Raw genomic sequence first — 18,304 nt, 5'->3', positions numbered from 1 at the left:
ACAGCTAAAATAAACAGAGCGCATTACTATTTTGTTGAACTTTGTAATGTATAATCTTTGTCCAGCGACATAATATGTTCATAAGTCTCACGGGCAACAACCAATTGATGTTTGCCATTTTCTACGAATACAACAGCAGGACGTGGGTTACGATTATAATTGGATGCCATAGCATAGCCATAAGCACCTGTAGCCAATACTGATAATATATCTCCTGGCTGTGTTTCTGGTAAGGCTTGTTGCCACACCAAAACATCTCCTGATTCACAATATTTACCTGCAACACGAACAACTTCTTTAGTTTGTGCATTAGGCTGGTTAGCTAATACCGCTTCATATTGTGCTTGATATAATGCCGGTCGGATATTATCTCCCATACCGCCATCAACAGCTAAATAGTGACGAATATCAGGAATATCCTTACGTGAACCGATGGTGTAAAGCGTCTGTCCAGCTGGACCAACGATTGAACGACCTGGTTCAATCCATATTTCAGGCATTTTCCAGTCATATGAAGCTGCTTTGCCTTTAAGTGTGCGTATAATAGCCGCAACATATTCACTTTCTGGTAACGGCTTGTCATCGGCCGTATATCGAATACCAAATCCGCCCCCAACATTAATAACGGCGGGCTGCCATCCCCAACTTTGCGCTGTATCAGCAAGCAAAGCTGCATTCTTTTCAAAGCCAGTCACATCAAAAATTTGTGACCCAATATGCGCATGTAATCCACGCAAATTCAAATTATCGTCATTTTTGGCTATTTGGAAAGCTTCTTTGGCCTGACCCGTAAGTAAGTCAAATCCGAATTTCGAATCTTGTTGTCCAGTACTAATAAATTCATGTGTATGCGCTGAAATACCAGGTGAAATGCGCAACAAAATATCTTGCTTTATTTGATGTTCCTGTGCAATTGTTGATAATAATTTTAACTCCAGAAAGTTGTCAATAATAATCGTCCCAACACCTTTTTCTACTGCTAGCGTCAGCTCATCAAAACTTTTGTTATTCCCGTTGAAACTAAGATGCTTGGTATCAAATCCTGCTTTAATTGCTGTAACTAATTCACCACCAGAAACAATATCTGCATGTATCCCTTCTTGCTGAGCGACTTGATAAATTGCCTTAGTCGCAAACGCTTTAGAAGCGTAGCTCACCACGTAAGGCACGTTTTCTTTTTCAAATAGCGTTTTAAAAGCACGCATTGTTTGCCGAATTTTAGATACATCATACACATAAAGCGGTGTGCCATAAGTTTCTGCTAATGAAACGGCATCGGCACCGTCAATTGTTAAATGTTCTAATTCATTAGTTAAATAATTTGTCATTTTGTTCTCCAAATCCACATAAAAAGCCCTCGTTCGAGACCACGGTCACGGACAAAAGGCTTTTGTGTTAGCATTTTTGACAGTTGCCATAGCTCACCGTTATCTCTAACGACAGTCCAACAGTTATTAACTATTGTCCCAATAATCTATCTTGGTAGTGATAAACTATTTCGGCAATATCCCCTTTCACAACACCGCATCACTGCTACAACAGCTTGGTCTTGGTACTTATGTCAATTGCAACCTCTATGTAAATCTTAATTTCTTATTTTAATTATCATAACTTACTGACGAAATAATGTCAAATTTTTCATTTAATATAATGTATCGATAAATGTGAGTCCTAGTTCCTTTCCATATTGTCGAATGGTGGACTCTGCTAAGTTCAGTTCAAACGCTAAATCAATATAGCTAGTCATCCCTTGGTTGAACAATACTTGCATTTGTGCTTTACGCTCGTCCTTGCCAATCGCCGACTCAGTGCCTAATGCCTGAACACCATGTCCGACAAGTGTCGTGTCTTCTTCACTGACAGGTTGCTTATCCCGAACTTCAAGTTCACGATAAGCCTGCGCAGCAGCTTTAATGTCCAAATGTTCTACTTTAACTTCCGAGGTTACATCCGTTGTTTTTTTAAAATTATAATTCATCATTACCCTTCATTGGCTGCGCGTTGAACAATTACTGAACCATCAACTGGTGAAAAAACACCATTGTCATAAACTGTTTGCAATAAGTCATCGCCACTATCTTTTTGCGATACCGTCACCATCTGACCCTGTCGCATGATAACTTTCAATAAGCCAGCTTTTGATGCTTTACTAACATCCGTTTTTGGGTTTTTTTGAATATTGATTCTCTCACCAGCTGAATTTTCAGCATATGCAGCTTTAATAGCAAAACGCTCAGTGTCACGTGTAAATCCTTCTTGTAGCAGACCGCCACCAGAGCCAACGACCAGATTGTCAGCAGACCAACCAGCTGCAATCAAGGCTTCATACAAACTGACAATCGTATCCGCCTTCATACCATCACCCTGAATAATACCAACATTATAATCAAGGACACGATAGCCCTTATGATTAACGGTTGTACCAAAAATAGTCGCTAATGCATCCAAAACCTGTAAATCAATTGTTTTGGGATCACCAGAATCAGGTCTCAAAACAATACGTCCTTCACGCTGCATAATACGTGCTTTGATCTCTGGTGATCCAATAACAGTAGTTATAAACTGTAACGCATCATAAGAATCAATCACAATTGAAAGCACAGCGTCATCTGGGGTACGATCAAGTTGTGCATTCACATAATCGAACTCGCCTTGCCCTGATCCGTAAGCTGTCGCAACTGAATGTTCTGTTGCCCACACCGATAACGCACGACCCGCAACACCATAAACTGATTCAAAATATTGTGAAGCAGCCATGTTATCCGATCCTTGAAAGTGTAATAAATGTGCTGCGCCACCTCGTTTACCTGATTCAAGCGACGTTGCACCACGTAAACCAAAATCATTAACTGCCAGAAACAAATTAGCGACGGTCCCAGATTTTTCAAGCAATGGTTTTAACCTTTTTTTAATGTTAAGCGAATTTGTCGCAATAGTTGTCGGATACCAGACGTGCATTAAAACCACTTCTAAAGCATTTAAACTGGTAGCAAACCAATCAGCAGTTGATTCAATAGTAAATAAAGCATTACCAGTCGGTACTTCTAATCCCTCTGGCAGTGCTTTTATTTTCACTGGAAAATAGCCCAGATCGCGTACCTTTTCCCAGACTGAACGATTAAAATAGGCTGAAGTGCCAAAAGTCATGTGAGCGACCTTTTGTGCCTCATCAATCATCGTATCTGTTATTGGCTCATGAAAATAATCGTGTAAAATCATTGATAAGCCAAACCAACTTACCGTGTCAAACTTCCCGCCAACGCGAGCTTCACCATATGAATATAGTTTCGTTAAATTAGTAGGATATTGCAAATGATGGGTTAACTTATAGGCATCAGTTGCTAAAATAATATTTTCACTCATAACTAATCTCCGGTAAGTCTGTGGCGATAAATTCTCGGGTGACATCTCGATAAGTATTCTCACTCATACGCAATAAACGCCAATCATATACTTTATCGTCATCGTATTCATCAATGTATGGCTCAAATTCACCCTCAGTTTGCAAAATTAAGTACCCTGCAAAAGCTGCAACAAATTCGTCACTCGATTCTGCTACACGTGTGAGCTTTCCTTGGTCAAAAAAGCCCACAGCTAATTTGTCGCCTTGCCATTCACCCTCGGAAGCCCACTTTAATGAAATCCAATCAGAAACTGTCAGGCCTAAATTCATCAGGTAATCCATTGATAAACGAATATGTATTGGATGGTTTGCAGTTTGCGCTTCAATGCCTTTAGCATCCAATTGGCTTGAAAAGATACCACTTAGGGCTTCAAATTCAGCAATTGTTGGCATCGCCTCTTCATTTTGCCAAGATTTTACCAACGATACCTCAGCATCCAGTGCTTGTGCAATTTCTTCTGTTGTTATTTCCGTTAACTGTTGTAATATAATTAAATTATTCATAATTCTATTATACTAAAAAAGCTGCCTGAAGGCAGCTTTACTTTATATTCTGAGTTATTTTTTTAGCACGTCGATTGACTATCACTGAACGGAAAATACCAATAAAGGTTGGCATCAATGTCACCAACGCAATGCCTAGTATGATAATTGAAAAATGAGCTTTAACAAAAGGAATATTACCAAATAAATAACCGGCGCCAGTTGCTATCAAACTCCATGAAAAAGCAGCAATAATATTGTTTCGCAAGAAATGACCGTACGAAAACTGACTAATTCCCGCAACAAAAGGCACAAATGTTCTAACAATTGGCATGTAACGACCAATGATGATAGCTAACGCCCCTCGCTTTTCAAAAAAGCCTTCTGCTTCACGAATATGTTCTTCCTTAATAAATCGACCAACTAATGGATGTCGTACTAACTTATAGCCACCAGTGCGCCCTATCCAAAAATTAAGTGAATCACCAATGGTCGCGGCAAAGAAAAAAAGTAACATAAATACCCAATGATTTAGTCCAGCATGGATACCCGCAGGAGTTGCTGCCACAGCCCCAGCTGCAAACAACAATGAATCTCCTGGCAAGAATGGCATAATGACAATACCTGTTTCAATGAAGATGATTAAAAACAAAATGAGATATGTCCATGGTCCGAACTGAGATACTAGTGTCGCAATATGGGCATCAATATGAAGAATGAAGTCAATTAAAAACATATGATTAAGGTACGTGTTAGTGTTTAAACTCGCACGTACGGTTCTCCTAACTTATTTTTTACAATAGCTTAATTTTAACACATATTGCCCATTTATTAGAAAATAACTTGTTCCCCACTGCTATCTCTGCAACAAACTTTACCATCTCTTTTTCAAACTGACTATCAGATGAACTACTACTAGACAAAAATTGTCTTTGTATTAAAATTACAACATATTAAAAACAATCTGTTGTAAAGTTATTATAGACATAAATTAAGGAGCAAAATTATGAACGAAGTAAAACTCATTCAAGAACTAGAAGAAATTAATCGCAACGTGGATAATAGCCAGAAATTACCTGGTGCCAAAAATATCTATTTGGCTGCTGGTTGGTTTTCAGACGAACAAGAATCTTTATTGAAAGATGCATTCATCCAATTAAGTACTAATCCAACGATTGCCCATATCCATGTACCACTATTACACCAATATGGTGGTGTGGCGTTAGGTTCTGAGAATGGTGAACCTGATTTTGAATGGGGGGCTATGACTTATAAAGCAGATATTAAAGCAATTGATAATTCGGATTTAACAGTGGCAATTTTTGAAGCTGAAGATCCTGACACTGGGACAGCCATGGAATTAGGTTACTCAGTTGCTTCAAATACCCCTGTAGTATCAGTCTTTGCTGGCAATATTGATCAACATCCAATTAATCTCATGCTCTCATTTGGTACTGATGCGCATGTAACTTCCACCAAAGCATTAGCTGAATATGACTTTTTTGATATTACGCCAAATAAGTATACCGGTAAATTAATTTAATATTAACCCATTAGTGGTTAAAAACTAGAAGAAAGGTGCCGAGCCGCTCTCTCAAAGCACTGACAAAATGCCAGCAACCAATCAGAGTGCCTTAATCTCGGTAAAAATATTTTCATGCAAACATCAAACGAAACAATTTCTCACTGGCAAGTTCTTAATCCATTTTGGTATGCAGAACAATTTAAAGGCTGGACTAGATTGTCATATGCTCTGCTAACTATTGGTTTAATTATTATTACTTATACTAGTTTTGGTATGGGTAATCCAATTAATAGTATGACATTTGCAACATTTTTCGCAGCAATCTTTGGCTGGACAACTGTTTTGGGTTTGAAAGAAGCAAAACCCATGAATGGTCTGTTCGGGCTATTATCAGCCGCTATTTATATTTATGTGGCTTGGCTGCACAAAAACCCAGCCGATGCTGTTTTACAACTGACATATGTTGTTTTGTTAGACATCCCCGTCTTAGTCATGCCATCTTGGGTTAAAAATACGGATCAGCATGTTCGTTTTATTCATGAAACAGACATTCGTGGTGAAAAACACGGTAAAGTATTTTGGTACAGTGTCGTGGCATTAGTTGCTATTATAGCCTTTGCTGCTGCATATTGGTTTGAAACACAAGTATTACACACGCCACGTCCAATTTCTGACTCGTTAGTTTTAGGAACTGGTTTGGTTGGTGCGGTCTTAACCACATTTCGTTTCTCTGAAAGTTGGTTTGCTTGGTTGCTACAAGGCATTATGCAAATCACGCTGTGGGGACTTACTGTAGCTGCTGGTGGTGCCTTAGGTGCTTCAGCACTTGTCATTTTAGTAACTTACCTCATGTACTTTGCTAATGATATCTTGGCGTTGGCACAATCATCATGGTTTCATCACAAAGCCATTACAGCCCAATTAGCTCAGAGCCATGTCAAGTAGAACACCTTGACATGAATTTTGAAAACACTATTGACAAAAGTCTTAATTTTCGGTAAACTTGACTAGTTGATAAATTGAAACCGAAAGGAGGTGCCATTATGGCTACCCCATCAAACAAGAACTCAAAGTCTCATAAGCGTAACCGTCGCGGACACATCGGTTTGAATGTTCCTAACATTGTATTGGACCAAACAACTGGTGAATACCGCGTAGCTCACCGTGTATCACCTTCTGGTGTTTATAACGGCAAGCAAGTTACTGATAAGAAGTAATTTCGCATTATAACCTGTACCCTTTGGCACAGGTTTTTTGTTTGCAATTTTATGGTAAAATAATAACATGACTATTACAATTAGAGAAGCAGCTGTGGATTCTGCTGAAGCAGCCAAACAGATGCGCCTACAAGGTGCTAACCGAATTGAATTAAATAGCCACTTACATCTTGGTGGCCTAACACCAGACACACGCACAATTATTGATACGCTCATAGCTATTACTGATGTGCCAGTGGTCATTATGGTTAGACCCCGTGCCGGTAACTTTGCATATAATGAAAATGAGCTACAACAAATGCAAGAAACATTACAACAAATCGCTGACTTAGGTGGACAATTTGTCACTTTTGGTGTTGTCCGTAATCATCAATTAGACTACGAAGCCATGTCGCTATTGATTCGTCACGCACATGCACTCGACTTACAAGTTGTCATGCATATGGCTTTTGATGATATCGAACAAGAACACCAACCCCAAGCAATGTATTGGTTAGCAGAACATGGTGTTAAACGTATTTTAATGCACGGTGGTCCTTTATCTGAGAGCATTTCGCATACTTTATCGCGTATACAAATGTTGGTTAATATGGCACCAAATCATATCACTATTTTACCTGGTGGTGGACTAACCGCAGAAAATGCGCAACGTATCGCTAGTGCTTTAGGTGTTCATGAAGTTCATGGTTCACAAATTGTTTAATTTATTACGTTAAGCAAACTCATTATCTGAAAACATGGAATTTACTTAATGGTCACTTCAACTACAGTTGTCAAGTGACTATTTTTATACCATTGATACCCTATTATATAATTGTACTAACTAACAAACGAGGGACAAAAATGCCATTAGATGGATTATTTACACATGCAATTGTGCATGAATTCAATCGATTAATTGTTGGTGGACGTATTACTAAAGTCCATCAACCTTACCCCAATGAAATTGTTTTAGTCGTGCGTAATAACGGCACGAACTATCCAGTTTTATTGAGTGCTCATCCAACTTATGCTCGCGCACAGATTACCCATATTCCCTATGAAAATCCACAAACTGCACCTAATTTTGTGATGTTCTTACGCCGCTACTTAGAAGGTTCTAAGCTACAAAAAGTTGAACAAATTGATAACGATCGTATTATCAATTTCTATGTTAATGCACGTGATGAACTAGGTGATATCCAAGAAATTCGATTGACACTTGAAATGATGGGTCGCCACTCCAATCTCTTTCTCGTACGCGAAAATGATTCACGCATCTTAGAACTAATTAAGCACGTCCCTGCTGATCAAAATCGTGTACGCTCATTAATTCCCGGCGCAACTTATGTGTTACCACCCGCACAAAACCTACTCAACCCTTTTATCAGTGATTTATCGGCATTAGCGCCAATGATTCTAGACACACCTTCTGAAGATTGGCCTAAAATGATTCAATCAACTTATCAAGGTTTTAGTCGCGATTCAGCAATATCTCTGGCTGAAGCAATCAAACAAGCTGGTGACCCGCTCAATCATGCTCAAGAATGGTTATCACATTTTGAATCAACACAGCCAACACTATTTATATCTGATAAAGGTGCACTCAGTTTCTCTGCTTTTAATTGGATTCAAGCACATAGTAGTGCACAGCATTTTGACACATTAGGTGACTTGCTCGATGCCTACTACATTGGTAAAGCAGAACGTGAGCGTGTTAATCAACAGGCTGGTTCATTGGTACGTGTTGTCAAAAATGAACTCAAAAAAAATAAAACTAAACGTAAAAAATTATTAGCTACATTAAATGATGCAGAGAATGCTGATGACTTGAAGGTCATGGGTGATTTACTTATTACTTACCCACACTTAGCACAAAAAGGCATGACAAATGTGGCTATCGAAAATTATTATGACAATAATAATTTACTGACTATTCCGTTAGATCCAAAATTAAACGGGTTAAAAAATGCAGAAAGATACTTTACAAAATATCGCAAACTACGTACTGCTGTTGATTTTGTGAATGAACAGCTGACTATCACAGATGCTGAAATTAATTATTTTGACAATATTATCGCTCAACTTGAAGTAGCTTCACCGAAAGATGTCGAAGATATTCGTCTTGAATTAACAACGGGTGGCTATATCCGTGCAAATAAGAAGAATAAACAAAAACCAAAGGTGTCCAAGCCAGATAAGTTTCTTAGTTCGGATGGCACGTTAATTGAAGTTGGTAAAAACAACTTACAAAATGAACGTTTATCCTTAAAACAAGCTGATCGACGTGATATTTGGTTACACGTCCAAAAAATACCTGGTTCACACGTTATTATTCATGATGCAAAACCATCAGATGAAACACTTATTGAAGCTGCCAAATTAGCGGCTTATTACAGCAAGGCACGAGAATCAGCTAATGTACCTGTTGATTACTTGCCTGCAGGTAAGTTGCGTAAACCAAATGGTTCCAAGCCTGGATTTGTTATTTTTGAAGGACAACAAACACTCTATGTCACACCTGACGCTAGTTTAATTTCTAAATTAAAAACAAAATAACACACATAAAACAGACGATACCAACTCAATAGTTGGTATCGTCTGTTTTACTTTATCCTGCTCATATACTACCATCTTTAATTGCTTGGTATAAAATAAATGGTGACTGTGCTTGTTCGTTGGACCAATTATTATATTGATATGTTTTTTCTAATTTAATCCGTTCTTCTGCCGTCAAATCATTTAATTTTGGATATCTGACATTAATATTTCTGAATCCAGCTTTTCTTAAATTATTTTCGTACATACTATTTGGCCAATTAAAATCATGTAAAATGAGATCATTATTCTGGTCAACATGTAACTTTTCAATACGCGGTTCACCATAACCATATTTTTTACCTTTCTCACCATTTTGAAAAGTTGAAAAAGGGACACCCGTTGTATTGGGATTCGTATCCAAAATAAGAAATCGACTTTTGGGGCGCAAAACGCGATGTATCTCTGACATAATTTGTAATATACGCTGCTCAGATTCGTTATTAATAAACACATAGCAAGCCATGGCACCATCAATTGAATTATCTGCAATAAAATTCAAATTATCATTTTCAACAATTCTATATTCAATATGCTCATGTGCACGTTGATCGTTAGCAATCTCAATCATTTTGGCAGATTCATCCACGGCGATGATATCTGATGACCATTGATTGGCCAATCGAAATGATACTTTGCCAGGTCCACAACCATAGTCTAATATTTTATTCGCTTGATCTGATTCAAAAGCAGATATCACGTAATGATAACCTAGTACTTGTTCTAGTACATCATTATATTGATTAAATTGATTAGCCACTGAGGCATCACTAAAAAGATTTTTTGCCATAATACCCCCTTTATATTCCTGCCAATACTGTTGGCCATTTGTTAATCATTAAATATTGATACACTGGCAGTAGCTTCTGAAATAATATACGATCTATTTTTTGATGATAATGAATCATCTGATAAATACTAAATAATGCCAAAATTTGTTGCCAGTATGGTGACAACCCTGTTTGTTGAATAGCTTGCCAATCCATTAATAACTTATTATTTCTCAATTTTTCTTCATAATACATCAATGTATTAATCATTTGCCAATTCTCTTCATTTGGCATTTTTGGTAATTCGAACGTGTCGTATCTTTCTTCTGCCAGCACATGTTTAACCCACTGATTGTCCGGCTCATAAATATGCATCGTGCCTACATTATGATAATAATGACCCACTTCTAAATGAAGATCTCGTGCCATCAGCTCTTGTATCAATGTAAACGAAAAGACATCACTGACAATACCACGAAAAGCATCATTTGCTCGCATGTAAGACACCATATCTAATCGACCGTTGCGAACAAAAAATTGTAATCCTAAAGTACACGAAACGTCTAAATTACGTTCAATTGTCAATTCAGTGGCATCAAATATTTGCATAACTGCGCGCTTAGAATCTGGATCCTGTAGCAATATTTTTTTAACATTTTGCCATTGATTTAAATTTCCCTCTCCAAAATGAAAAAGTTTGGTACCATAAGCAGTCCCCGTCAAGGTTTGACCGTCCATTGAGTAATCAGGCATTCGCTGATTATAATAACTGATGTAGTCAAGACTATTATTTCCGGTGATATACCACAAAGCCTCAGCAAAATTAAATATAATATTTGTTTTTCTTTTTCGACTATAAACAACTCTTTGTGTTGGCTGATTAATTTTAAAATTAACAGCCAGTTTTTCACGACTACTAAATCCTCTTGGTTCATTAAAATATTCTGGATGATGATATATGTCTGCTAATACTGATACATAGGCATCATCAAAAGTTTCATATGTTGTCATAAAATTAAACTCCTCAGTTAACTACTACTTTGATGATTCCTTACGGTCAGGATGTTCATAATTATTATTTGAAAAAATGATTTATTTTTTGGACGCAATCTGCTAAGTCCTTGTAATACAAATATTCAACATCAGCAATTGCACCAAGTCCTTGCACTAAATACGCATAATCAACGCCCACTTTAAGAAGTAGTATCATTTTTTTATTAAAAGCTGACGCCCATCCAAGTTCAATATGAGTCCCTGGTGATGCAGGATTTCCCGGAAATGCTATAAAGTATTGACATTGTTTAATAGCAAAATAATCTGCTGTTGTGCACTGACTAGGCGCCATCATTTCAGCACCCCAGTTTTCTCTCTTATGCGCATTGTCAACTATAAAATGCTTATTTTCTAATAATTGTATGATTGTTTGAAGCACTTGAGTGTTCTCTGAATCAACAACATTTTTTTGATTCAGAAGTTGCTTAAAAGGTGCAGCTAGAAATACACGTTCATTCAAAAATATACCTCCTAATTTCCAAATAAAAAAGAGCATCTGCAATAACATTGTTGTTCTGCAAACGCTCTTAGATATAGTATGGCTAGCTATATGATTTCCAAATGACCTTCATATAATTCATACTTTCCTACGCTGTTTGCAACAGATCAGGTTCAAAGGGTTCGAAGACTATCACTTCTCTCTCAGCTTTTTATAAAAGCACCCCTAGTATGTTAATTAATCGATTAATAACAATATTGATCTTATCATACATGCTCAAAATTATGCAAGTCAAATTATTTATAATAAAACAGTTTTTCTCTCTCAAGTCCTACTGTTGTGCTGTTTTTCACCAAAAAAGTCAATACCAATAAAGTAATTGGTACGAACCAATTACTTTATTGGTATTGACTTTTTATAAAATAACAATTACGATGATTATGTAAAAATAGTTGGGTAATAAAACAATGTCTTATGTGTTTGACACATGATCTCGATTAATCTTGAAATTTCTACAACATACTTTGCAAAGTGTATTTTGTATCTCGAACTATTTTTTACATTGTCATAGTCTTTACCATGATACGCACATCGTCACAAATTGGAGGAACTACAACATGAACATTGATTCAAAAGAGTACCTTAACAAATTAGATGCCTACTGGCGAGCAACAAATTATTTGTCAGTCGGACAACTTTATTTGTTAGATAATCCCTTACTTAAAGAAAAGCTCACCGCAGATCAAATTAAAATTCATCCTATTGGCCATTGGGGAACAATACCTAGCCAAAACTTTATCTATGCACATTTAAATCGTGCGATTAATAAGTATGATTTAAACATGTTTTACATCGAAGGCCCTGGTCACGGTGGCCAAGTCATGATTTCAAATGCTTATCTGGATGGTAGTTACACTGATGTCTTTCCAGAAATAACACAAGATGAAACTGGCATGCAAAAAATGTTTAAACGTTTTTCGTTTCCAGGCGGCGTGGCATCTCATGCTGATCCTAAAGTACCTGGATCAATCCATGAAGGTGGCGCTTTAGGTTATTCTATTTTACACGGTGCCGGTGCTGTATTAGACAATCCAGATCTCATCGCTGCTGTTGTTGTCGGTGATGGTGAAGCAGAAACTGCGCCATTGGCTACCTCATGGCATGTTAATAAATTTTTGAATCCAAAGAATGATGGTACAGTATTACCAATTTTGAATTTGAACGGATTCAAAATTGCCAACCCTACCGTATTATCGCGTGAATCTGATGAGACCTTGACCGAGTATTTCCATAGTTTGGGGTGGCATCCTTATTTTGTCAGCTCTTTTGACAAGCCAATTATGCAAGTTCATGAAGAAATGGCAAAAACAATGGACACAGTCTTTGAAGAAATCAAAGACATTCGAGACAACGCTGCAAAACAAAACAGCGATGAAGTCACACGCCCACTTTGGCCAATGATCGTATTACGTTCACCAAAAGGCTGGACTGGTCCAAAAACATGGGATGGTAAGCCAATCGAAAACTCATTCCGTGCGCACCAGATTCCAATTCCTGCTGACCAAAATCATCCAGAATATATTCCACAACTTGTGTCATGGTTACAATCATACAAACCAAATGAATTATTTGATGAAAATGGTCGCTTAGCTGAATCAATTCAAGAAGTATTACCAAAGAAATCCCTACGTATGGCACATAATTCAGTAACAAATGCTGGTATTATCAAGCCATTGTCATTGCCAGATATCGATAATTATTTGACACAAAATGATGCACCAGGTAGCAATTTGGCTCAAGATGCTATTTTGTTAGGTGGTTATATCAGGGATATCATTAAATATAATCCAACTAATTTCAGAGGATTCGGACCTGATGAAACAGCATCTAACCGATTCCAAGATGTTTTTGAAACTACTAATCGCCAGTGGTTGCTTCCAATTAAAGAACCAAATGACCAATTTATGGCAACTGAAGGTCGTATTATTGATTCTATGCTATCAGAGCACTATGATGAAGGTATGCTTGAAACTTATACGCTAACTGGTCGCCACGGTTTCTTTGCCAGTTATGAAGTCTTTATTCGTGAAGTTGATGACATGATTGTGCAACACTTCAAGTGGTTAAACCACTCTAGTGAAGTTTCATGGCGTAAAGATGTCCCTGCTTTGAATATCATCGCCGATTCAACTGTGTTCCAACAAGATCATAACGGGTATTCACACCAAGATCCAGGTGTGACAACTATGCTGTATGAAAAGCAGCCCAATTTCATCCGTGAATTCTTCCCAGCTGATGCTAATAGTTTAGTTGCAACATTTGAACACGCAGTTCAAACAACACAACAAATTAACTACATTGTCGCAAGTAAGCACCCTCGTCTACAATGGTTCTCAGCTGAAGAAGCTAAGCAACTTGTTAAACAAGGTTTGCGCATTATTGATTGGGCAAGTACCGATAAAGATGCAGAACCAGATATTGTTATTGCTTCTGCTGGTTCTGAACCAACCACTGAAAGCTTAGCGGCAATCCAAATTTTGCACGACTACATGCCATCATTGAAAATACGTTACATCAACGTATTAGATCTATTCAAATTACGCAGTGATGCAAGTTATGGCTTAAGTGATGATGAATTCGATGGTTACTTCACAACTGATAAACCTGTTCTGTTCGCATTTCACGGTTATGAACCTATGATTGAATCTATTTTCTTCAAGCGCCACAACCATAATCTAAAAGTTCATGGTTACCGAGAAGTTGGCGATATCACCACACCATTTGATATGCGTGTACTTAACCAAATTGATCGCTTTAATTTGGTTAAAGCAGCTATCTCAATGTTGCCTCAAGAAACACGTGTCAAGTATGCATCTCTCGTACAAGAAATGACTGATAAATTAGATGAACACGTAGCATATACAAGATCTATGGGTACTGATTTACCTGAAGTAGAAGATTGGCGCTGGAAAGCACTAAAATAATTATTTGATCTTCTAACTACCAAATAAAAAATACGCCAAGCAATATGATTGCTTGACGTATTTTTTATTTGGTTTTATTTAATTTCTGGTATAAATAAGTTTCCGAGAGATGCTGCCATAATAGCTTTAATTGTATGCAAACGATTTTCAGCTTGCTCAAATTGATGTGCATATGGTGCGTGGAACACTTCATCGGTAATTTCCATTTCTTGAATACCGAATTGATCATAAATATCTTGTGACATGACTGTATTCAAATCATGAAAAGCTGGTAAATCATGCAAAACAATCACTTGATCATTTTGCGTTTGGTCGACTAACTGTTGATTAATTTGATAAGGTGTTAATAGTTTGATTCTCGCTTCAAAGGTTTCTTCTTCTCCCATTGATGCCCAAACGTCCGTATATAATACGTCAGCGCCAACCACACCTGCCGCTATATCGTCCGTAATCACTAACTTTGCACCAGATACTTTTGCTTTTTCATTAGCTATGGTTTGAATTTCTGCCGTTGGTTGCAAACTGTCAGGTGCTACAATATGAATGTTAACACCCAAAATTGCCCCAGTTACAAGTAATGAATTCGCAACATTATTACGTCCATCACCAAGATAGGCTAATGTGATCCCTTCTAAATGACCAAACTGCTCTTTGATCGTGAGAAAATCTGCTAGCATTTGTGTTGGATGCCAATCATCAGTTAAGCCATTCCACACTGGCACACCAGAATAAGTTGCTAACCCTTCTACTGTTTCTTGAGCAAAGCCACGGTATTCAATTGCATCATATAATCGTCCAAAAACTTTAGCCGTGTCTTCGAGTGATTCCTTCTTGCCAAATTGAATATCATTTTTACCTAAAAATTCGGCATGAGCACCAAGATCATTAGCTGCAATTGTAAAGCTAGAGCGTGTACGAGTTGAGGTTTTTTCAAATAATAAGGCAATATTTTTCCCAGCTAAATAGTGATGGGGAATGTTTTGCTTTTTTAAAGACTTTAAATGCGCTGCTAAATCGATGAGTGTCATTAATTCATTTTTTGTAAAATCAATTTCTTTTAAAAATGATTTACCTTGAAAATGTGAGTTCATGCACGTGCCTCCAGTATTGCTTGATTACGGACAATCTCTTTTTTAACGTTTTCAACTGCTGTACCACCAATTGACGTTCGTCGATTAACAGCCGTTTCCGACTTCAATACATTATAAATATCGTCTTCAATCTGTGGTGCTGCTGATTTCAAGTCTGCCAATGCCATTTCTTGCAGTGGCGTGTGTGTGGTAATACCCGCCAAGACTAATTGACCAACAATTGCATGGGCTTGCCTGAAAGGTACGCCCTTTGTAGCCAAGTAATCAGCCAGTTCAGTAGCATTCGAGAAATCATCTTGTGTGCTGGCTAGCATCCGTTTTTCGTGCACTTTCAATCCATTCAAAATACCCGTAAAAATTTTAACTGACGCGATCACTGTGTCAGTTACATCGAAAACCTGTTCCTTGTCTTCTTGCATATCTTTATTGTAAGCCAAAGGCAATGATTTCATCGTTGTCAATAGCGCCATGAGTGATCCATAGGTACGTCCTGTTTTACCACGTACTAATTCAGCAAAATCAGCATTCTTTTTTTGCGGCATAATTGATGATCCAGTAGAAAAATCATCTGATAACTCAACATAATTAAACTCATATGTTGACCACAAAATCAATTCTTCTGCCATTCGTGACAAATGCATCATTAAAATAGATGCATTTGATAAAAATTCAAGCGCAAAATCACGATCAGATACAGCATCAAGTGAGTTATGGTAAATGCTACCAAAGTCTAATTGTTCAGCAACAAATTCACGATCAATTGGGAAAGTTGTACCCGCTAAAGCTGCTGCCCCTAAGGGTAAAATGTCTGTGTGTTTCTGATTGAATTCAAAACGTTCATAGTCACGCTGAAACATTTCAAAATATGCTAATAGATAATGACCGTACGTAATTGGCTGTGCATGTTGTAAGTGTGTATAACCAGACATAATTGTACCTGAGTGTTTTGAAGCCAATATTAATAACTCTTCTTGGAGTTCGGTTAATACAGTCAATACATCTGGTAAACGATGCTTTACCCACAAATGAAAATCTGTTGCGACTTGGTCATTACGTGACCGAGCAGTGTGCAATTTTCCTGCTACGGCACCAATTTTCTCAGTTAACAAAGCTTCCATATTCATATGGATATCTTCATTTTTAACATCAAAAACTAATTGTCCGTTCTCCAGCTCTTTCTGTAATGCCTGCAACCCAGCTACAATTTCCGCAGACTCTTTTTCTGAGATAATAGCTTGTTTACCAAGCATTTTGGCATGAGCAATAGAACCTTCTAAATCTTCTGATGCCATTTTTTGGTCAAAATGAATTGAAGCACCGAATTCGTCGACCCATTCAGCTGCCTTAGCCGTAAAGCGGCCACCCCATAGTTTAGCTGTTGCCATAATTATCATCACATTTGTACTAACGTCATTAGCACAAATGCATTTCCTTTCTTGCAAATATGTACGGCGCCACAGCGCCATTAACTACTTGATTGTATCTTTTTTAGCTGTTGAATGTACGTGGTTTACTTGTTCATAGACTGTGTTACTCAAAGTCCACAATTTAATAAATCCAACGGCTGATTCTTGATCAAATGATGATGAGCTAGTATATGTTGCTAGATCTTCATCATACAATGAGTTGTTCTCTGATTGACGAGCAACAGCAATTGCGTTTCCCTTCAACATCTTCATCTTTACAACGCCATTCACATTTTTCTGTGTATCGTCAATAAACGCCATTAAGCTGTCAAACAATGGTGATACCCATTTTGCCTCATAAACAAGGTTAGCTAACTGTTGTTCAACAATAGGCTTGAAATGAGCAACATCACGTTCAAGTGTCAAATCTTCCAAATCCTTGTGCGCCGTCATCAAGACAGCAGCAGCTGGTGCCTCATAAATTTCACGTGACTTAATACCAACCAAACGATTTTCGATATGGTCAATTCGACCAATACCATGGGCACCAGCTAGTTCATTCAATTGAATAATCAAATCAGCAAGATTTAAAGTTTCACCATTTAATGCTACAGGTACGCCAGCTTCAAAAGTAATATCAATAAACTCTGGTGTATTTGGTGCATCTTCGATGGCTGCTGTTAATGCATACGCATCTTCGGGTGCTTGGTTCCAAGGATTTTCCAAAATTCCAGCTTCATTAGCACGGCCCCATAGATTTTCATCGATTGAATAAGGTGATTCCAATCCGATTGGCACTGGCACATCATGTGCGTGTGCATATTCAATTTCCTCTTCACGTGACCACTGGAAATCACGAATTGGTGCTTCAATCTTCATTTCTGGATCAAGTGCGTGAATTGCTGCTTCAAAGCGGACTTGATCATTACCATGACCAGTTGAACCATGAGCAATAGCACCAGCTTCATTTTCATGAGCAATATCAACTAATTTTTTAATAATCAATGGCCGGGATAATGCGGACACCATTGGGTATTCACCTTCATAAAGCATATTTGCTTTAATCACTGGTGCCACATACTGTTCGGCAAACTCTGATTTTGCATCAATCACAATAGATTCGACCGCACCCACAGTGAGAGCCTTTGCTTGAATGGCATTCAAGTCCTTACCATGTTGTCCAACATCTAAGACAACAGCAATAACATCATACCCCTTTTCTTTCAACCAAGGAATTGCTACTGATGTGTCTAAACCACCTGAATATGCTAATACTAATTTTTCTGCCATAGTTTTTGTCCTCTGTATTCATTCGATGTATTTATATTACCCCCTAATGGTTATTTATTCAACTTT

The 18,304-nt window shown here is 37.6% G+C and carries 17 protein-coding genes and 2 riboswitches; of the genes, 6 read left to right on the top strand and 11 right to left on the bottom strand.

Annotation, left to right across the window (positions count from 1 at the left end; genetic code table 11):
* Positions 1-26: 26 nt before the first annotated feature.
* The 5 genes from lysA to HNQ98_RS03050 form a co-directional block, all read right to left on the bottom strand.
* Positions 27-1,328, bottom strand: coding sequence for a diaminopimelate decarboxylase (gene lysA / locus HNQ98_RS03070; protein WP_014974100.1), 1,302 nt, complete (start codon positions 1,326-1,328; stop codon positions 27-29).
* 81 nt (positions 1,329-1,409) lie between these two features.
* A riboswitch (Lysine riboswitch) is annotated at positions 1,410-1,585 on the bottom strand.
* A 57-nt stretch (positions 1,586-1,642) separates the two neighbouring features.
* Entirely contained in the window at positions 1,643-1,978 is a 336-nt protein-coding gene (locus tag HNQ98_RS03065) for a hypothetical protein (RefSeq protein ID WP_041773146.1), read from the bottom strand.
* Positions 1,979-1,980: 2 nt separating this feature from the next.
* Positions 1,981-3,363, bottom strand: coding sequence for a nicotinate phosphoribosyltransferase (locus HNQ98_RS03060; RefSeq protein ID WP_014974098.1), 1,383 nt, complete (start codon positions 3,361-3,363; stop codon positions 1,981-1,983).
* The gene (locus HNQ98_RS03055) at positions 3,356-3,907 is read right to left on the bottom strand and encodes a hypothetical protein (protein WP_014974097.1); all 552 of its coding nucleotides are present in this window, start codon (positions 3,905-3,907) and stop codon (positions 3,356-3,358) included. The genes HNQ98_RS03060 and HNQ98_RS03055 overlap by 8 nt, the downstream gene beginning before the upstream one ends.
* Positions 3,908-3,944: 37 nt before the next feature.
* Entirely contained in the window at positions 3,945-4,622 is a 678-nt protein-coding gene (locus HNQ98_RS03050; RefSeq protein ID WP_041773145.1) for a VTT domain-containing protein, read from the bottom strand.
* A gap of 270 nt (positions 4,623-4,892) precedes the next feature.
* On the opposite strand from HNQ98_RS03050, the gene HNQ98_RS03045 reads away from it, so the two are divergent.
* The 5 genes from HNQ98_RS03045 (at position 4,893) to HNQ98_RS03025 (ending at position 9,166) form a co-directional block, all read left to right on the top strand.
* Positions 4,893-5,429, top strand: a complete 537-nt coding sequence (locus tag HNQ98_RS03045; protein WP_014974095.1) for a nucleoside 2-deoxyribosyltransferase — start codon at positions 4,893-4,895, stop codon at positions 5,427-5,429.
* 114 nt (positions 5,430-5,543) lie between these two features.
* Positions 5,544-6,356, top strand: a complete 813-nt coding sequence (gene pnuC, locus HNQ98_RS03040; RefSeq protein ID WP_014974094.1) for a nicotinamide riboside transporter PnuC — start codon at positions 5,544-5,546, stop codon at positions 6,354-6,356.
* Between the two features lie 98 nt (positions 6,357-6,454).
* Positions 6,455-6,628 carry a 50S ribosomal protein L32 gene (gene rpmF / locus HNQ98_RS03035; protein ID WP_014974093.1) on the top strand — a complete coding sequence of 58 codons (174 nt, stop codon included), beginning with the start codon at positions 6,455-6,457 and terminating at the stop codon, positions 6,626-6,628.
* Between the two features lie 67 nt (positions 6,629-6,695).
* Positions 6,696-7,331, top strand: coding sequence for a copper homeostasis protein CutC (locus HNQ98_RS03030; RefSeq protein WP_014974092.1), 636 nt, complete (start codon positions 6,696-6,698; stop codon positions 7,329-7,331).
* A 140-nt stretch (positions 7,332-7,471) separates the two neighbouring features.
* Complete coding sequence (locus HNQ98_RS03025) at positions 7,472-9,166, top strand: NFACT RNA binding domain-containing protein (RefSeq protein ID WP_014974091.1); 1,695 nt, start codon at positions 7,472-7,474, stop codon at positions 9,164-9,166.
* Between the two features lie 61 nt (positions 9,167-9,227).
* Here HNQ98_RS03025 and HNQ98_RS03020 read toward each other — a convergent pair whose 3' ends face one another.
* From HNQ98_RS03020 to HNQ98_RS03010, 3 genes are all read right to left on the bottom strand, one after another.
* The gene (locus HNQ98_RS03020) at positions 9,228-9,995 is read right to left on the bottom strand and encodes a class I SAM-dependent methyltransferase (protein ID WP_014974090.1); all 768 of its coding nucleotides are present in this window, start codon (positions 9,993-9,995) and stop codon (positions 9,228-9,230) included.
* Positions 9,996-10,005: 10 nt separating this feature from the next.
* Positions 10,006-10,986 (bottom strand): thymidylate synthase, encoded by a 981-nt coding sequence (locus HNQ98_RS03015; protein WP_014974089.1) that lies wholly within the window; start codon positions 10,984-10,986, stop codon positions 10,006-10,008.
* A gap of 64 nt (positions 10,987-11,050) precedes the next feature.
* Positions 11,051-11,488, bottom strand: a complete 438-nt coding sequence (locus HNQ98_RS03010) for a nucleoside 2-deoxyribosyltransferase (protein ID WP_172601006.1) — start codon at positions 11,486-11,488, stop codon at positions 11,051-11,053.
* A gap of 107 nt (positions 11,489-11,595) precedes the next feature.
* Positions 11,596-11,704, bottom strand: a riboswitch (TPP riboswitch).
* Positions 11,705-12,084: 380 nt separating this feature from the next.
* Here HNQ98_RS03010 and HNQ98_RS03005 point away from each other — a divergent pair.
* Complete coding sequence (locus HNQ98_RS03005) at positions 12,085-14,451, top strand: phosphoketolase family protein (protein ID WP_014974087.1); 2,367 nt, start codon at positions 12,085-12,087, stop codon at positions 14,449-14,451.
* Positions 14,452-14,525: 74 nt separating this feature from the next.
* On the opposite strand, the gene argF is transcribed toward HNQ98_RS03005, so the two are convergent.
* The 3 genes from argF to HNQ98_RS02990 form a co-directional block, all read right to left on the bottom strand.
* Positions 14,526-15,542 (bottom strand): ornithine carbamoyltransferase, encoded by a 1,017-nt coding sequence (argF, locus tag HNQ98_RS03000; protein WP_014974086.1) that lies wholly within the window; start codon positions 15,540-15,542, stop codon positions 14,526-14,528.
* Positions 15,539-16,927: an argininosuccinate lyase gene (gene argH / locus HNQ98_RS02995; RefSeq protein WP_014974085.1), complete on the bottom strand. Its 1,389-nt coding sequence runs from the start codon at positions 16,925-16,927 to the stop codon at positions 15,539-15,541. Before argH ends, argF begins: the two co-directional genes overlap by 4 nt.
* A gap of 84 nt (positions 16,928-17,011) precedes the next feature.
* Positions 17,012-18,238 (bottom strand): argininosuccinate synthase, encoded by a 1,227-nt coding sequence (locus HNQ98_RS02990; protein ID WP_014974084.1) that lies wholly within the window; start codon positions 18,236-18,238, stop codon positions 17,012-17,014.
* Positions 18,239-18,304: the final 66 nt, after the last annotated feature.

The sequence above is a fragment of the Leuconostoc carnosum genome (genome assembly GCF_014207505.1).
Lineage (GTDB): Bacteria > Bacillota > Bacilli > Lactobacillales > Lactobacillaceae > Leuconostoc > Leuconostoc carnosum.
Note: the sequence above shows the minus strand (reverse complement) of the source record. Positions and strands in the feature narration are given on the sequence as shown.

What these genes read in the sequence shown, in the direction of transcription:
- argH (WP_014974085.1), bottom strand. Translation starts at nt 16,927, where the DNA reads ATGGCAACAGCTAAACTATGGGGTGGCCGCTTTACGGCTAAGGCAGCT.
- HNQ98_RS03025 (WP_014974091.1), top strand. Translation starts at nt 7,472, where the DNA reads ATGCCATTAGATGGATTATTTACACATGCAATTGTGCATGAATTCAAT.
- HNQ98_RS02990 (WP_014974084.1), bottom strand. Translation starts at nt 18,238, where the DNA reads ATGGCAGAAAAATTAGTATTAGCATATTCAGGTGGTTTAGACACATCA.
- argF (WP_014974086.1), bottom strand. Translation starts at nt 15,542, where the DNA reads ATGAACTCACATTTTCAAGGTAAATCATTTTTAAAAGAAATTGATTTT.
- HNQ98_RS03020 (WP_014974090.1), bottom strand. Translation starts at nt 9,995, where the DNA reads ATGGCAAAAAATCTTTTTAGTGATGCCTCAGTGGCTAATCAATTTAAT.
- lysA (WP_014974100.1), bottom strand. Translation starts at nt 1,328, where the DNA reads ATGACAAATTATTTAACTAATGAATTAGAACATTTAACAATTGACGGT.
- HNQ98_RS03045 (WP_014974095.1), top strand. Translation starts at nt 4,893, where the DNA reads ATGAACGAAGTAAAACTCATTCAAGAACTAGAAGAAATTAATCGCAAC.
- HNQ98_RS03030 (WP_014974092.1), top strand. Translation starts at nt 6,696, where the DNA reads ATGACTATTACAATTAGAGAAGCAGCTGTGGATTCTGCTGAAGCAGCC.
- HNQ98_RS03055 (WP_014974097.1), bottom strand. Translation starts at nt 3,907, where the DNA reads ATGAATAATTTAATTATATTACAACAGTTAACGGAAATAACAACAGAA.
- rpmF (WP_014974093.1), top strand. Translation starts at nt 6,455, where the DNA reads ATGGCTACCCCATCAAACAAGAACTCAAAGTCTCATAAGCGTAACCGT.
- HNQ98_RS03050 (WP_041773145.1), bottom strand. Translation starts at nt 4,622, where the DNA reads ATGTTTTTAATTGACTTCATTCTTCATATTGATGCCCATATTGCGACA.
- HNQ98_RS03065 (WP_041773146.1), bottom strand. Translation starts at nt 1,978, where the DNA reads ATGAATTATAATTTTAAAAAAACAACGGATGTAACCTCGGAAGTTAAA.
- HNQ98_RS03060 (WP_014974098.1), bottom strand. Translation starts at nt 3,363, where the DNA reads ATGAGTGAAAATATTATTTTAGCAACTGATGCCTATAAGTTAACCCAT.
- HNQ98_RS03005 (WP_014974087.1), top strand. Translation starts at nt 12,085, where the DNA reads ATGAACATTGATTCAAAAGAGTACCTTAACAAATTAGATGCCTACTGG.
- HNQ98_RS03015 (WP_014974089.1), bottom strand. Translation starts at nt 10,986, where the DNA reads ATGACAACATATGAAACTTTTGATGATGCCTATGTATCAGTATTAGCA.
- pnuC (WP_014974094.1), top strand. Translation starts at nt 5,544, where the DNA reads ATGCAAACATCAAACGAAACAATTTCTCACTGGCAAGTTCTTAATCCA.